We start from the raw sequence: 15,232 nt of genomic DNA, 5'->3' as shown, positions 1-15,232 counted from the left end.
TTCGTGGTGAACGGAGTACACCAATCATTGAACAAAATGATTTGAGAGAGATTAATATGGGAACCTGGGAGGGAAAGACACTAACATTCATTAAAGATACATACCCAGATGAACACGATGCTTTTTGGAATACACCGCATTTATTCAAACCAATAGTAGGTGAAAGTTTTTTAGATGTACATAGTAGATGTACTTCAATAATGCAAAACATAATTCAGGGAAATATAAACAAAGGCAATGTATTAATTGTTACACATTCCGTTGTTATAAAAATGATTCTAGCATATATAAAAAGGTTGCCTATTTCTCAAATGTGGGAACCACCTTTTATTCATGATACGAGTCTTACAATTGTGCAAGTTAACCATGATGGAGAAATGAAAATAATACTCGAAGGAGATAACTCACACACATTACGCTAACGAAACGTTAATAAATTAAACTATATGAGGCTGCTGCCGCGAAAACGGGTGGTAGCCTCATTAAGCTATCGGGCAGGATAGTTCCATTAATTAGGAGGTGATGATGGGTGTGTGTTGAATAGATATTTAAACTCAACTCAACTTGTAAGGGAGACAAATAAGCAATGATTAACACACCAACAATAATTGAATTTCCAGAACGCATGATTATCGGAATGGGCGATATTGGGAAACCAACTAAACCTGGAGATGTCTGGCCAACATTGTTTAATAGGATAAACGAAGTTAATGACAGGTTAAATCAAATCGAAACCATTGGATTAATAAAAAGAAACGAACATGGCTATCTAGCAGGCGTTGAAACTTCAATACACAGTGAAGTGCCTGAAGGTATGTATTTATACAAAATTCCTGCAGGCAAGTATGCAGCGGTGACGCACAAAGGACCTATAGGCCAGATTAACGAAACGTTTGAAGGACTCATTAACTGGCTCGGAACAAACAAATACGAACAGTGCGATGTCATTTGTTTTGAGGTTTACGACCACAGATATAAAGGTGAGGATAGTGAAAGTGAATTTGATATGTTTATACAAATTAAAGCGGCTGGTTAAAATTCAATAAGCTATCGAGGAAGAATAGTTAAACGTCCGAAGGGCTGCAGTTCACTCTGCCAACGGGCATTTCGCATTAAAAGGTAAAAAATAGAAAAAATGTGGCGAAGTTTATTAAAAGTAATTTTATTATAAGGAGTGATTAATATGGAGAATGGAAGAATTATGGGGATTGCATATAATGTAGTTCCCGTATCGAATGTAAAAAAAACAGGGGAATGGTTTGTAAAACATTTTGGTTTTAATATCAGAAATGATAGAGGAACTGATTTAAGTTTATTCAAAGAGAACCGACCAATACTTGTTTTAATTGAATCCGATAATGACACAAGAGCGGTTTTTGAAGTAAACGGGCGAACTAGATGGGTTATTACTTTTTTTACTGATGACATTGAATCTTTACATATGAGAATATCATCCGAAGGAATCACTGTTAGAAATATCAGTGATGAAGGTATCTATGGAAAGTTTTTTGTTTTTGAGGATTTAGATGGAAATCTATTTGATGTATGGGAAAATAGAGATAGCGAGTTGATTTTTTGAAAAATGTTAGATTAAACTTAAGGAAAACGTTTGTTCAAAAGAATTGACAGCATCGTTAAAGTAATGGGTAGAAGAATTGAAAAAATATACGAGGAGGCGAAATTATTGTTGACAGGTAAAGAAGCAAAATTAATATCAGCAATAGAGCCCGATAAGTTAACGCCTGAGCAAATTGAAATCGTACTTGGAATTCATTGGAAAGAAGACGAGGAAGCATCAGCAGACTGCATCTTTGTTTTTTGTAACGATTTACAAGAGTTTTTACAAGAGCGAGTAGATAAAGCAATTAATTTATATAAAGCGGGCAAAGCTCCTTATATCCTTTTTTCTGGGGGAAATGCGTGGGGGAATCGCGACTTTATCGAGGCTGTTCGTGCAAAAGAACGAGCTATGGAACTGGGAGTGCCAGAGTCTGCAATTCTCATCGAAACCGAATCATATCATACAAAGGAAAATGTTATTGCTTCGCTTTTTGTGTTAGAGCGGAAACTGGGACTTCATAAAATAAAAAGGATTCTAGTTGTTAGTCATGAAGGACATCTTCGCAGATGTTTACTGACTTTACGAACATATATGCCAAATTGGATAGAATATGCGATCAGTCCAGTAAAGTTAAAAATGATTGATCGAGATCATTGGTGGGATAATACAGAAGTCAAGGAACTTGCTATAAAACAAGTAAAGGATTTAGTAACGTACATACGTCAGGGGCAATTGGTTGATGAGCAAATTGAAATTTAAAGTAAAGCTTTCATTTATAAATTGATCTCTTGTTGCATATCTCGAGGCTATCTCACCACACGAATTGGATAGAGTGTTGAACTAACGAAAAACGTTACTTAAATAGGGATCGCCGGCTGCCGCGCAGTCAGGACGATCCCTATTTTATTGAATTAAAGGGCAGTTTAGCTCAATACATGAGGATGAATGGTGTGGTAAAATTGGTAAGCTAAGGAAGGTGGTAATGATGAAATCTTTTTTAGGGATTGCTTAAAAATCGAGTGCGCAACTAGTAATCCGTTAATCGAGGTTACATAAGTGCTATGAGTATTTTAATTGAAATGCTCTAGGGAAGGACAAAAATGAAGAATCTTAAATGGTACTATATTATTTTTGTAATATCCATTATGGGTAATTTTCTATTAGGCATTTACTTAAATAACAAGAATGAAAGCGATAGACAAACATTAGAACAGATTGCGTTTAGGGGTATTCAAAGTAACTTTGTGCAGCTTGAAGGCTCAATTACATATCAAATGGAGACTGGCTGGGAGAATCAAAGTCATGTCACTGAGAAATTAGAGGATGTCATTGAGAGCATCGGCATGATTATTGAAATTGGCAATCGTTCAGGTGCCTTAAATAAAGAAAATAAGAAATTACTCTGGGAATTACAAGACTATTTGAGTGATTTTAAAGAAGACACAGGTTTTCCAAATGCGGTATTAAGCAATAAGGAACGAGATGATTTCATCAAGTTAGCTGAGAACTTACGCTCTTCGGGGTGGGGGATGAATCTTGGGTACGGATCAGGATGGAAGGATTTTGAACAGAAGACAAGAAAATTGCTGAACTAAGGGTAACAATAGTTCAAGAAGTTAGGTGGGGAATAATGTTTGAATTTCATGGATGGATTGTGTTGAGATACCATACTCATGACACCAGTGAAGTCTTGCAAGATAAAGCCTACAGTAAGTTCATGAGCTATTTGAAAGTTGTAGATACTGAAGGACTTTCGATTATTAAACGAAGGAATGGATTAGATTCTTGGGTCATTTCTGGCTTACATAATCATTACTCTAGTTATGTGTTGGAGATATACAAGTGGGTGTCTGAGAACCTCCCAGGCTCATATGGGCTTTTATATATACATGACGATGAAGATGTTCAAGATTACAACAAATTTATTGTATGGAAACTCACTCGTGGGATTATAAGCCGTGAAACGGACAGTCTCCTATCGCCGTATATCCCTGTGGTTGAGGATGAATATGATCCAAACAGAATAGATTAAATAATAGTTTGATGATTAAGCTAACGGGTAACTATAGTTCAATAAGCGATGAAACAGGCTGCCGCAGAAATTAATCGCGGCAGCCTGTTTCGCTAACGGGCAGCATTCCTATTATGAGAAAATACGAGGTTTGAGAAATAAAAAGACTCCTTGGTATGATGTTTATGGGTCCCTGATGCTGGCCAGCGTCGGATCCAAAAACAAAACCAAAGGAGACTACAACATGCATTCTACTCAAAATGAACGAATTAATCAAATCACTTTTTCTACCTTAATTATCGGAGTCGACATTGCGAAATTCAGACACGTGGCTCGTGCACAAGACTTCCGCGGATTCGAGTTTGGGAAGCCAATTACGTTTGAAAACAATAGAGAAGGCTTTGAGTTATTCATGAGTTGGTTACAGGAGATTTCAATGGAACAAGGGCTTCAAGACGTTATCGTTGGCATGGAACCTACGGGCCACTACTGGCTGAACCTTGCTCATTTTCTAAAAGAAAAGCAAGTGAAATACGGTGTAGTGAATCCACTGCACGTGAAAAAAAGCAAAGAGCTAGACGACAATTCTCCAACTAAGAATGACATTAAGGATGCAAAAGTGATTGCACAGCTGGTCAAAGACGGGAGATACGCCGTACCGAGTCTTCCCAAGGGTATTTATGCCGAACTACGGGAAGCGATGAAAATTCGCGAACACCTAACCACTGACCTTTGTGTTGTGCAAGCACGTGTCCATAACTGGTTAGATCGTTATTTCCCAGAGTTTTTGACAGTTTTTAAAGACTGGGAGTGCAAATCTGCGATCCAAATGCTCAGCCTTCATCTACTGCCATATGAACTTGTTGACGTGCCGGATACAACCTTGCTACAGCACTTGAGAGAAGCTGCAAAGCGAGGGCTTGGTCTAGGTCGAATCATTAGTTTAAAAGCAGCAGCAAGCCGTTCTGTCGGCATAAGAGAAGGTTCGGAGTTAGCTAAAATGGAGTTAAAATTACTGCTGACCCAGTACGAATGGTTTCAAAACAAGCTTGAAGAACTAGGGGCAAAGTTGGATGAACTGCTCCTGCAGATCCCACATGTGCAGCAATTGTTGGCCATAAAAGGGATCGGTAGAGACACCATTGCAGGGTTTCTAGCTGAGGTCGGCGACATCAATCAGTACCATCATCCCAAGCAGATCACGAAACTTGCCGGATTGAACTTGAAAACAAATTCATCAGGCACACACATCGGACAAACGAAAATAACCAAGCGGGGCCGCAAGCGTCTTCGTGCATTACTCTTTCGAGTGATGATGCCGTTAGTCGCTAAAAACGCAGCCTTCCAGGCCTTGCATGAGTATTACACCAAACGGCAAGTGAATCCGCTCAAGAAGATGCAGTCTCTCATTGCGTTGTGTAATAAGCTTATACGAGTCTTTTTCGGCATATTAACAAAAGGACACGAATTCAGTGAAGAAAAGATGATGCAGGATATTCCTCGATTTGCAGTGTTACCGCAAGCAGCTTAAATAACAACACTCAGGGTTGATGGTCTTAGCAAATGAATGGATAACAAGAAGCACGGATGAGTCGGAAAGGCACTATCCTTACGGACAAAGATCCTGTCGGGCAGCATATCTGACCTCCACCTCATGGACAGGTTGAATGAAGGAATGTGGGAGCGTAGACTCTGCGAGATGTGGGAGGGTTGACCGCCATGTGTACACGTGGAGATCCAAAGGTGCAACCATACTTTTCCATACCACCCATTTTTTACAGCAGGTGGTCTAGGTAGAGAGCCTTTTTCCTCTCAGCATATCCATAAATTTCTTCCTCTACAACTTCATACCATCGAAATGTTATCTGCTAAAATTTGCTGATGGTCAAAAACTGAGAAAACGAGAGTATTTAAGAGCAAAGCGTTTCTCCATAGAGGGAGTATAGAGTGGTAAAAGTAATTATGGTTGATCCATTGTGCTGGAGAACATTTGTTTGATAAAATTAACAGATAGAAACTTTTACTAGGAGGGCGTTCTATGGAAATTGCCTTAGAGCTAATTGAAAGCATGTTGGTTAAGTTCAGGTCAGAGAAAAAATGGACTCTTCAAGCGATTGAACAATTGTCCGAAGAAGATATTACTTCTTCTCCGACACTGGAAAGTAACAGCATTGCTAACTTAGTTGCTCATATTAGAGGTGCGGTACACTCACGAATTGAAACAATTCTCCTAGATATTCCCGACACAAGAGAAAGAGATAAGGAATTTGAAAAAGGACTGAAAATGTCTAAAGAACAAGCGATAATAAAAATCAGAGATTCTTTTGATATTCTTATACAGTATCTTGAACATCTCAAATCTTCTCCCGAGTTATTAATGTCACAACCCTTCCTTAATTTGCCCCCTCTTACATATAGCCAGGTCAATAACGAGACGACTGCTTTGAATCTTATGATGGCAATGTTTAGAGAAGTACATTTTCATGCAGGACAAATCATCTATGCTGCCAAAATTAGAAAAGGTCAGCTAGTCTGGAATTACGATTAACAAAATACTTGACGGATTCCTTTAAGTTAACGGATAACGAGAGTTCATTAGCAACATGAAGAGGCAGCCATCCAGGAGGATTGGTTGCCTTTTCTCGACTAACGGGAGGTTAGTGCAAATGGTGTAAACTCCGTTAGAGGCAGTTGAAATTCTTCTAAGAAATATCTAGTTGATTGATAAACTTCCACTTCAAAAAATGAGATATATAAAGATAAACAAAGATCTCATTTTCTGAAAAACCCATAATCAGGCATGGTAGGGCGATTGTACGTTTCTATTAAAAAAGCAAACGTGCGTTTTGAAGGTTTGTCAATTTATTAATAGTATAATAAGATATTTTTATAGATACCAATTATTGTAAAACTTGGAGGAGTAATTATTATGTATTTAGCGGATAAACGGCCTATGATTACCATTTATGATTGGTTTGGCTATGAATTGCCGAACAAGGAACGCTATCGGTTAATAAAAGAAGCTGGATTTGATGGCGTTTTATTATGGTGGAGTGATGACTTTGGTCGTGACTGCTTTGGTCGGAACGATTACCGCAACGGACCGCAAAAAGCTAGAGAAGCAGGTCTTTTTATAGAAAATATTCACACACCAGTCCAAAACGCAAACAACCTCTGGCTTGACAATCTGGACGGTGAAACCGTAACTGATTGCTATTTGCAATGTGTTGCAGATTGCGCTGAGTTTGAGATTCCGACAATGGTGGTGCACCTTCCCAAAGATTCCAAACCATATAACGCACTGGGACTGGATAGAATCAAGAGAATCACAGAAAAAGCTGAACAACTTAGTGTCAATGTTGCACTGGAGAATTTAAATAACCTTTCCAATTTGGCATATGTGCTGGAGCAAGTGGATTCCTTGCGTATCGGATTCTGTTATGACAGCGGACATCACTACAGCCACTATTCAGGACATGATTTATTGTCCATGTATGGTTCCAGGTTGCTGGCACTACATTTACATGATAATAACGGAAATCATGCTCAACACGGGTTACCCACTGACGGCACGATTGATTGGTCTACGACTATGAAAAAAATAGTAGAGACGGGTTATTCAGGCGCGACTGCAATAGAGGCCATGAATTGGGATTATGAAGATTTATTGGCTAAAGAGTTTTTAAGTAAAGCTTTTGAGCGAGCACAAAGGCTGGAAGCCATGAGAATGGAATATGCAAGATACCTTGTTTGAGGCATCTTCTGCTTGAAAGGCGATGTAATGATCATTGCGCTAACTGGAAACGTTACTTCAATATACTACAAAATGAGGCTGCCTCCGCGAAAGCGAGTGGCAGCCTCATTAAGCTATTGGGGAGTGTTAATTGAATAATGTTTCTTATAATTCTTTAAAGGAATGACCAGATTTTGGAAAATATTTCATTTAATTATCGTCTACATTATAAACAATAAAAAAGAGGAGTTATTTTGAGAAAGTTTATTTTGGGTTTAAGCTGTGGCATTACTTTAAATTGCAAGTACAGCGGTGTATGCATCAGGCATTATTCAAACTGTAAGACAGATTATGAATGGAGAAGTGAGCTGATCATGAAAAAGAAGTTGGTACTTGTAATAACTCTGGCTTTAACATTAGGTAATTTGGGTTGGGAGAAGTACTCAGCCTTTGCCATGACAACCGAGACGAACACTCCGAAAGAAAACACTATTACCTTGTTTGAAAACACGCCTCTGCTCAGCGATAACGGGAATACGTTCGGAATGCTGGCTCCCCAAACGGTTACAATTCTTAAAACAAGACAAAGGAGAGTAGGACATGGGGAAGGGTATTTTGTACCTATCTACCAGATCTCTACTTGGGTCGGCAAGGCGTGGATTATGCCATTTAATGCGGCTCTTGGAGAGCAAGTTCCGTCCCAAGCGAATCTTGAATTATTCGGTGTTGAGCCGTTATACTTCGATCCTGGTCTTACTAATCCGACTTGGATTCAATTAGCCCCACAAACCGTCAAAGTCAAGTCGAAATGGGGAGACCGTTATTTGATCGAAACACAGAAGGGCGATAGGTGGATCGCTCCACGCTACGATTCGTTGTACGATGTGGAGGAGGTAGTGCGTGAGGTTCAACTCCAAAATGAGATAAAGTTGCTTCGTTCCCCCTCTGGGTTGGAAACGGGTGCAGCGTTGAGCCCCCAAAAAGTAAAAGTAAATGCAGTGTGGCGCGATTGGTATCGCACAGAATCGTGGCTTGGGCCAGTCTGGTTCAAGCTTCCTGAGATGGATAACGATAAAGGTGTAATACGAGACCTTGACAATTTTGTCTCCATCAGCAATCTTGAAAGCATCGCATCAGACACATCAGACACTAATAGTTATTTCGTATCAGGAGTGATAACAATAAATCAAGAACTCCGAGGGAAAGTTGTCGAAATACACGCCTTAGATTCAAATAAGACGATAACGGGTTCCAGTGCGGAGATAACAACAGAGGGGATTTCATTAGCAAAAGTCGGGGACACGCTGAAGTTCTCAGCACCTATTTTTTCACAAGGGACACCAAACTCATTTGAAGTTGTAGTCAAAGATTCGTGGGGACTAACAAATTCAGATTACTTTTCTGATGGAATAATAAATAATGTTGCCGGCATTTCATTCGGTCCACCTTCCATAGATGAAAACAAAAAAGCTCTCATTTCTGGTAGTCTCCAATTTAAAAATCAAAGCGAAAATGACTTAAATATCGAACCACTCTCCATTGAGTTTCAGATTAACAAAGTAATTGGAGATCGAAAGGAAATCGTCAAGAGTTATAAACTATCTGATCTCAAGGGTGAAATACCTGCAATGTCATGGTATAAGGCGTACCTTCCTGCTTGGGATCTTACGGATCAAAACGCTGCACCAGTTGCACCCGGTAAATATGAAGTGAGCATTATGGTACCTAATTCACTAAAATATAATATTATAGGGTCAGCTAATATTGAAACGCTAAATAATTTTGTACGGTATAGAAAGTGGGATATAGAGATAACTCAAGATCAGATTAATAAGATAACAAATAATTAAATATCGCTTTTGAATCATAAAGGCAGACAACCCAGAGAATCGTCAACCACATCGCATTTTTAAGCTAACGGATAACGATAGCAAAATAAACAGGGAGAGACTGCCGTGTCAGCTGCTCCCTGTTTTCATTCAAGTAACGGGCAGAATAATGTAGCGAAACATTAAGTAGTTGGCAACGTATTGAGTTATACCTACATCTTTTGTAAAGTCGTTGTATGAGGCGAAACTGCCACAGCAGTAAAGCTTTGGAATGAAATTAAGAAGCGGAGTGATTATTTGAAAATGAAAGATGACGGAAATGGTTCTTTCATAGGCGTTGGAATTGCTTTAGGTGCCGCTTTTGGTGTCGCATTTGGAGCAGTATTCGGTAATGTAGGTCTTGGAATTGTAGTCGGATTACAAGTCGGTATTTTTATAAATAACAAAAACAAGTGAAAACGCTCGATTACGTTAACGGGGAACGTTAGTTCAACAACCAGAGAGCAGATCGCCGCGGCAGGCAACTGCTCTCTTTTCATTGAAGTAACGGGCAGGATTCTTGAGTAAATGCTATACTATCAACAAAAAGAATTGGAAGAAAAAAGTAAATGTAATCGGGGTGTCTAAGTGGCAATGGCATTAATTGGAAGTGTTATGTTTTTGGCAGTTGCTATTTTGTACATATTGTTAGCTATGGGTTTACCTTACGGAGAGTTTGCAATGGGCGGTAAGTATAAAGTAATGCCAAAACAAATGAGAGTTGCATGTGCAATTTCAGTATTAATTCAGTTGATTGCAATCATCTTTATACTTCAAGCAGGGAATGTAATCTCGATCAATGCTTTAACAACCATAGCAAAAGGAGTATGTTATTTTTTTTCATTTTATTTAATAGTAAATACGATAATGAATGCTTTGTCCAGAAGTAAAAAGGAAAAGCTTGTTATGACACCATTATCTTTTCTCACTGCAATTTGTTTCCTAATTACAGCGATGAATGGATAGATAACTCGTTGTATATTCAGCTAACGAGAAACTATAATTCAATAAGCGATGAAACAGTCTGCCGCAGAAATTAATCGCGGCAGCCTGTTTCGCTAACGGGCAGGATAGTGTAATCACTTTGTACTTTGTGAATACCTTAAAGTAAAGCATTAATGAGGCAAGGTTTGGAAGGAGACAAAGAAGATGAAAGAAACAAAGATTTTTAAACAAGTGAATAATTGTTCTATTAACGCTGACATCTATTACCAAGGGAGAAATTCGCCTGTCATTATTTACATTCATGGTGGTGGCTTTATTGCTGGAACTAGAGATTGGATGTCTTTAGAACAAATTGAGTATTTTTGTCAGGCTGGATTTAGTGTTGTGAATATTGATCACCGACTGGCTCCTGAAACAAAATTGGAATCGATTGTAGAAGATATTAGAGATGCACTTGAATGGGCTCGAACCAAAGCAACGGAATGGTATGATTTTGATACAAATAACATTGCTCTATTTGGTAAAGCCTCTGGTGGTTATCTAAGCTTGTTAATAGGCACTATGGACATTAAACCAAAAGCGATAGTTTCTTGTTTTGGACATGATATTCTAGGGGAATGGGCGACGAAACCGAGTGAACATTTCCGCCAACAATATGAAATCGTTGATAAGCAAAGCGCCTATCAATTCATAGGGGAAAAAGAAATAACGTATGGTCAGTGGGAAGAACGGGGCAATTTATTATTTTATTGTTTTCAGCAAGGTGTTTGGGTTAATGAAGTGACCGGATTCGATCCGGCTAATGATTATAATAAATTAACACAATATAGCCCTATTCATAATATCACTGCGGAGTATCCGCCTACGTTATTTCTACATGGAGATAAAGATAAAATAACGCCATATGAGCAATCGGTGATGATGTATAAGAAGCTTCAAGAACATGGAGTATATACTGAGTTGATAACGATTGAAGGAGCGGATCATGATTTTGATCATAATTTTCATGATCCGATGGTTCAAAGTGCATTTCAAAATGTTGTTGATTTTTTAAGAACACATTTATGCAAGTAATTCTCAGAAATGGCGCACGTCAGTTAAAAACCGAATTTACGCTTCGAGGCACTATTAATCATTAAGCTCCCTCGGTATGATTTGAATATCTCACGCAAGCTCGTCTATTCGCAGGATTTCATCTTTTAGGTTTCGATGATGAATGAAAGATAGCGAGATAAATTAGGATGTGTCGTTAAAAGGGAATGCGGGAACAGAGGTGGAGTTGAATCACCCAATTCATTCCAGATACTGCACATATTCTCCACGGTGCACTTAGCGATTTTCACTCCCATGTCTCAACGGGTCATAGCCCTTACATTCCTTCGTCACATCTATCCAAGGGGTGGAGGTCGGTCTTTCTAACGGAATGGGTCGGAGCCCTTTTGTTTAATGTATCCCGATACTCCGTGTTTTCTTTGTCATCCTGCGAATACGCCAACTTACGTGAAAAAGGTTGGATTTTAAGCTGCCAATGCAAAAATTTTATTTGGGTTGTAGGCTTCAGCACTGCGTGTCAATCCGACTAAGAGTCCGGTTAACTTTCCACATAACTTCATAATAGATTTCATTTTCTTTAGCTTTTACACCTGAACATTGTAATGGTGTAAGGCTTTAAACTCTTGGTTACTCATGACCATGCACATCGTAATTAAATTGAGGAAATGACGAAGGCGTGGGCGGCCTCGTTTACTGATTGTCATTTGACCCTTCCATTTCCCAGAGCTTGCTTCGGTTATATTACCTCTAAGATCCCCAGACTCTCCTAAAACACCAGCTAAAGCAATTGGACTTATTCCAGTAATGGCAAGTATTTTGCCTGAATAGGGGATACGTTCAACAACGTCTTTGGCTTCTTTTTCGATCCTCTGCAGTTGTTTAGTGGCTAAGTCGTGCTCCTCAAGGAGCTGCTCTAGATGGAGTTTGTAAGCATGTGTTGCCTGCTTAGAACCAACAGTTTTCTTGGCAAGATCGATGGGTAGATGAGCTCTGCGTACTCCAGAATGACGCTTCATTGATTTCTGCCATCCTTTAATGACATCGTCAGGACTTAGTTTACATAGGTCCGCCGGGAGCGGAAAAGCCGAAGGGTTAACAATGCACCCTTGCATGTTAAGATTTTAAAGACTTGTCTCAGTTCAGGGAAGACAATGTCGACCCAGCGGTGGATCTGATTAACGGCACTTACGAGTCGTTTAACGACCGTTTCTCGGTTAGCCATGAGCACTCGCAGCTCCTCGTAGTCAGAGGAATGGAAGCGGACAGGGGAGTAGTAGCCGTTTTTCACCATGTCGGCAATAACTAAAGCATCTTTTTTGTCGCTTTTAGAGCGTGTATTATCGCGGTTTTCTTTATTCTTTTTAACTAGGTGCGGATTAACAAGTACGGCTTCAATAGCTTTGTTTTTGAGCCACCCGGCAAGGCTTAGCCAGTAATGGCCAGTCGGTTCCATACCAACGATAACTTGAGATAATTTAAAAGAAGTTAACAAGTCGCGAATCCAATGATCGAGGGACTTGAAGCCATCCTCGTCATTACTAAACACTAAAGGATTACCGAGAGCGACACCTCGAAAGTTAACCGCTCTGGCAACATGGGCCTCCTGAGCAATGTCTACACCTACAACAATATGATTAAAGGTAATGTTTTCAATGAGTTGATTTTGCTTATCTTGTGATTTAAACTTCATAGTAGAGCGTCCTCCTGGATGATGGAATTAAAGGGCTTTTGACCCGTATTGTACTTCCATCGTACTGAGGCGCTCCTTTTTTTACAAATCTGAAATTTATCCATCTACAGGAATCTAACGGATAACGATAGCTGAACGAATAAGGAGCAGATTGCCAGCAGCAGCTGGCGTACGCGATGGATATCGCAAAAGTGCCCGGTGGGCATAAGATTGTAGAGTTCAACAGCATCAACTGCTCCGATTTTCGAAACGACATCAGCAAAATTATTGTAGATGCCAATAGAAAAGCTATAGGCAAAATCGTCTATAGCTTTTCTATTGACGCTCACTTACTAAAGATATTTGTCCATCCTCTGCCAGAACGGATGGCATCAATGATGCGCAAATCAAGATAACCTTCGTGAAACGTCGCATAATATGCGTGATTCCCTCCACGAATGTCGGAAACAAATTCGCGGAAGAACACATTCCATTTGTTCTGCTCGCCATCTCCAGTGTCTGGATAGCCATACAAATACTGCTCTGGCATCGGTTTCGGAGTCACGCCTTCTGGTGTAAGTACAGAGACATCGTAGCCGAAGACTCCTTTGGCTTCGATCGTACCTTTCTCGCCGAAAATGCGAACAAATGGATGAGATGGCGAAAAAGGCATCATAGCGTCTAGGCGGACAACACAAGGTACAGAATCTCCACCGGGCAGGGGAAAGTCGAGAATTGCATGTATCGTATTGTCGCCATCAACAGGTCTCATCTCGATGCCTGCGGCATCTTTATCGACCGACGCAAATCGAGACTGCCTTTGATCATGGAAATCACCAACATAAGGAGCTTTTTCACGTCCGGCGCGCACTTCTCCCATGACCCTACTTGGATGGCTACCAAATATTTTAGCTAGTATGGCGAGAAAATGCGTGAACCCATTATATAGTCCTCCCCCACCGGATTTCACATCATCGGACCATGACCATGGCATATTCTCGTCAAAGCGTTTGAAGAATCCAAACAGTTCAGCCGAACGAATGCGACCAATATCTTCTGTGCGCACAAGCTCGGAAACCCAAGCGACGGATGGGTCGAAAGCTTGCGTTGTCGCATAGGCATGTTTTACGTCTGCCTTTTTCGCGGCAATAAAAATCCGTTTCGCTACAATTGCGTCAAGAGCTAACGGCTTTTCGCACGCGATATGGGCGCCAAGCGCAATCGCTTCTAATATTACCTCTTCGCGAAGGACAGCCGGCGTTGCGATCGTAACAATATCCGGCTTTAGTTCATGCAGCGTTTCTCGCCAGTTTGTAGACGCGACAGGTACGCCAAGGTTCTTGGCAACAGCGCTTACGATTTCGGTTTTTCTGGCGCAAATCGCAGCGACAGTAACGCCTGCACTGCGAAGTCCAAGCACATGTCCTTCGCCAGCCCAGCCGGCACCAATGACAACTGCGGTTAATGGTTTGGTCAAAAGCATCGCCTCCTATTGGTCAAATCCACCGTTATCTAATGTATGCATGAAAAAAAACTGTAGGCGAGAATATAGAAAAAGCGTAGCCCAGTTGGTCCGAGAAGTATATCCTTAAGCGCGTGACGCACTTTCTCTGAATCCAACGCTTGCTTGCTCATAGTGCTGTGCGCAGCGAAGGCACTTGGCAAAGTCCGCTCTGAAATCGAGATACTTAAAATTATTAGGCAAGTCCGCGACTGGCGATTGCGCGGGGCATCCGCAGCGTAATGCCCTTAACGGGCTGGAATACGAGGGATTGAGGGACGGGCAGGATTGTTCAATTGTTTTCACGAATACCACATCTAGACAAATAAAAGTTGGGGGATTATCAATGAATGGCAAAGAAATTTATATAAGACATCTTAATTTTGGTTCCTTTATTAAATGGAATGCTTATATTTCTATTTCAATTGGAGGAATTTTAGGTCTAGTGTTCTCAATTATCAGTTTGCTTGGAGGAAATGTAAACTCGACATTTAACGGTCGAGAGTTAACGGGAATACAAGAAATATTATTTTCTTTATTCGCTATGCCTATATTTACGTTGATTTTTGGTACTATTCAATCTCTCTTTCTGTTTCTTCCACTAGTTCTATTATTGAAGATAACAAAGGGAATCAGACTTAAAGGTAAATTTGAAATTGTAGATTTTGAAATAATGGAACAAGCTAAAATTAACACACAAAATAATAATGAAAATGAAATAGAAGAAGATACTTTTAAATGATAAACTTTGGTTTTCAAGTGAGATAAGAGACATAGGTCGTTAAGCTCCCTCGGTATGATTTGATTTTCTCACGTAAGCTCGTGTATTCGCAGGATTTCATTCTCTTTGATATCGGACGATGAAGGAAAGAGAGTTGAGTTGATAGGGCC

16 protein-coding genes and 1 pseudogene are annotated in these 15,232 nt (G+C 40.0%); 14 read left to right on the top strand and 3 right to left on the bottom strand.

The window, feature by feature from the left end; genetic code table 11:
* The 13 genes from AC58UX_RS32410 to AC58UX_RS32350 form a co-directional block, all read left to right on the top strand.
* A partial coding sequence (locus AC58UX_RS32410; RefSeq protein ID WP_497260139.1) for a histidine phosphatase family protein occupies positions 1–422 on the top strand: 422 nt, incomplete at its 5' end.
* 164 nt (positions 423–586) lie between these two features.
* Positions 587–1,036: a GyrI-like domain-containing protein gene (locus AC58UX_RS32405; protein WP_497260138.1), complete on the top strand. Its 450-nt coding sequence runs from the start codon at positions 587–589 to the stop codon at positions 1,034–1,036.
* 147 nt (positions 1,037–1,183) lie between these two features.
* Positions 1,184–1,579, top strand: a complete 396-nt coding sequence (locus tag AC58UX_RS32400) for a VOC family protein (RefSeq protein ID WP_497260137.1) — start codon at positions 1,184–1,186, stop codon at positions 1,577–1,579.
* Positions 1,580–1,642: 63 nt separating this feature from the next.
* Positions 1,643–2,320 (top strand): YdcF family protein, encoded by a 678-nt coding sequence (locus tag AC58UX_RS32395; RefSeq protein WP_497260136.1) that lies wholly within the window; start codon positions 1,643–1,645, stop codon positions 2,318–2,320.
* Between the two features lie 341 nt (positions 2,321–2,661).
* Complete coding sequence (locus AC58UX_RS32390; protein ID WP_497260135.1) at positions 2,662–3,156, top strand: hypothetical protein; 495 nt, start codon at positions 2,662–2,664, stop codon at positions 3,154–3,156.
* A gap of 35 nt (positions 3,157–3,191) precedes the next feature.
* Complete coding sequence (locus tag AC58UX_RS32385) at positions 3,192–3,593, top strand: Imm7 family immunity protein (protein ID WP_497260134.1); 402 nt, start codon at positions 3,192–3,194, stop codon at positions 3,591–3,593.
* A 223-nt stretch (positions 3,594–3,816) separates the two neighbouring features.
* Positions 3,817–5,103, top strand: coding sequence for an IS110 family RNA-guided transposase (locus tag AC58UX_RS32380; protein WP_497260133.1), 1,287 nt, complete (start codon positions 3,817–3,819; stop codon positions 5,101–5,103).
* A gap of 507 nt (positions 5,104–5,610) precedes the next feature.
* The gene (locus AC58UX_RS32375) at positions 5,611–6,120 is read left to right on the top strand and encodes a DUF1572 family protein (RefSeq protein ID WP_497260132.1); all 510 of its coding nucleotides are present in this window, start codon (positions 5,611–5,613) and stop codon (positions 6,118–6,120) included.
* Positions 6,121–6,501: 381 nt separating this feature from the next.
* Positions 6,502–7,326, top strand: coding sequence for a sugar phosphate isomerase/epimerase family protein (locus tag AC58UX_RS32370; protein WP_497260131.1), 825 nt, complete (start codon positions 6,502–6,504; stop codon positions 7,324–7,326).
* A gap of 353 nt (positions 7,327–7,679) precedes the next feature.
* The gene (locus AC58UX_RS32365) at positions 7,680–9,155 is read left to right on the top strand and encodes a hypothetical protein (RefSeq protein ID WP_497260130.1); all 1,476 of its coding nucleotides are present in this window, start codon (positions 7,680–7,682) and stop codon (positions 9,153–9,155) included.
* Between the two features lie 282 nt (positions 9,156–9,437).
* A complete protein-coding gene (locus AC58UX_RS32360; RefSeq protein WP_497260140.1) occupies positions 9,438–9,590 on the top strand; it encodes a glycine zipper domain-containing protein in 153 nt (50 codons plus the stop codon).
* Between the two features lie 177 nt (positions 9,591–9,767).
* Positions 9,768–10,139, top strand: a complete 372-nt coding sequence (locus tag AC58UX_RS32355) for a hypothetical protein (RefSeq protein ID WP_497260129.1) — start codon at positions 9,768–9,770, stop codon at positions 10,137–10,139.
* Positions 10,140–10,322: 183 nt separating this feature from the next.
* On the top strand, positions 10,323–11,192 hold the full coding sequence (locus tag AC58UX_RS32350; RefSeq protein ID WP_497260128.1) for an alpha/beta hydrolase: 870 nt from the start codon (positions 10,323–10,325) through the stop codon (positions 11,190–11,192).
* A gap of 443 nt (positions 11,193–11,635) precedes the next feature.
* Here AC58UX_RS32350 and AC58UX_RS32345 read toward each other — a convergent pair.
* The 3 genes and pseudogenes from AC58UX_RS32345 to AC58UX_RS32335 all read right to left on the bottom strand — a co-directional run bounded on the left by AC58UX_RS32345 (position 11,636) and on the right by AC58UX_RS32335 (position 14,317).
* A pseudogene (locus tag AC58UX_RS32345) lies at positions 11,636–12,861 on the bottom strand (IS110 family RNA-guided transposase).
* A 104-nt stretch (positions 12,862–12,965) separates the two neighbouring features.
* Positions 12,966–13,190: a hypothetical protein gene (locus AC58UX_RS32340; RefSeq protein ID WP_497260127.1), complete on the bottom strand. Its 225-nt coding sequence runs from the start codon at positions 13,188–13,190 to the stop codon at positions 12,966–12,968.
* A complete protein-coding gene (locus AC58UX_RS32335) occupies positions 13,187–14,317 on the bottom strand; it encodes a Gfo/Idh/MocA family protein (protein ID WP_497260126.1) in 1,131 nt (376 codons plus the stop codon). The genes AC58UX_RS32340 and AC58UX_RS32335 overlap by 4 nt, the downstream gene beginning before the upstream one ends.
* 370 nt (positions 14,318–14,687) lie before the next feature.
* Between AC58UX_RS32335 and AC58UX_RS32330 the strand changes: the two genes are divergently transcribed.
* The gene (locus tag AC58UX_RS32330; RefSeq protein WP_497260125.1) at positions 14,688–15,083 is read left to right on the top strand and encodes a hypothetical protein; all 396 of its coding nucleotides are present in this window, start codon (positions 14,688–14,690) and stop codon (positions 15,081–15,083) included.
* Positions 15,084–15,232: the final 149 nt, after the last annotated feature.

It is taken from the genome of Paenibacillus sp. J22P90 (genome assembly GCF_059692195.1).
Note: the sequence above shows the minus strand (reverse complement) of the source record. Positions and strands in the feature narration are given on the sequence as shown.

Bases quoted from the DNA above. Each gene is read 5' to 3' on its own strand.
- AC58UX_RS32370 (WP_497260131.1), top strand. From the start codon at position 6,502: ATGTATTTAGCGGATAAACGGCCTATGATTACCATTTATGATTGGTTT.
- AC58UX_RS32350 (WP_497260128.1), top strand. From the start codon at position 10,323: ATGAAAGAAACAAAGATTTTTAAACAAGTGAATAATTGTTCTATTAAC.
- AC58UX_RS32390 (WP_497260135.1), top strand. From the start codon at position 2,662: ATGAAGAATCTTAAATGGTACTATATTATTTTTGTAATATCCATTATG.
- AC58UX_RS32365 (WP_497260130.1), top strand. From the start codon at position 7,680: ATGAAAAAGAAGTTGGTACTTGTAATAACTCTGGCTTTAACATTAGGT.
- AC58UX_RS32395 (WP_497260136.1), top strand. From the start codon at position 1,643: ATGGGTAGAAGAATTGAAAAAATATACGAGGAGGCGAAATTATTGTTG.
- AC58UX_RS32355 (WP_497260129.1), top strand. From the start codon at position 9,768: ATGGCATTAATTGGAAGTGTTATGTTTTTGGCAGTTGCTATTTTGTAC.
- AC58UX_RS32400 (WP_497260137.1), top strand. From the start codon at position 1,184: ATGGAGAATGGAAGAATTATGGGGATTGCATATAATGTAGTTCCCGTA.
- AC58UX_RS32375 (WP_497260132.1), top strand. From the start codon at position 5,611: ATGGAAATTGCCTTAGAGCTAATTGAAAGCATGTTGGTTAAGTTCAGG.
- AC58UX_RS32380 (WP_497260133.1), top strand. From the start codon at position 3,817: ATGCATTCTACTCAAAATGAACGAATTAATCAAATCACTTTTTCTACC.
- AC58UX_RS32385 (WP_497260134.1), top strand. From the start codon at position 3,192: ATGTTTGAATTTCATGGATGGATTGTGTTGAGATACCATACTCATGAC.
- AC58UX_RS32405 (WP_497260138.1), top strand. From the start codon at position 587: ATGATTAACACACCAACAATAATTGAATTTCCAGAACGCATGATTATC.
- AC58UX_RS32360 (WP_497260140.1), top strand. From the start codon at position 9,438: ATGAAAGATGACGGAAATGGTTCTTTCATAGGCGTTGGAATTGCTTTA.
- AC58UX_RS32330 (WP_497260125.1), top strand. From the start codon at position 14,688: ATGAATGGCAAAGAAATTTATATAAGACATCTTAATTTTGGTTCCTTT.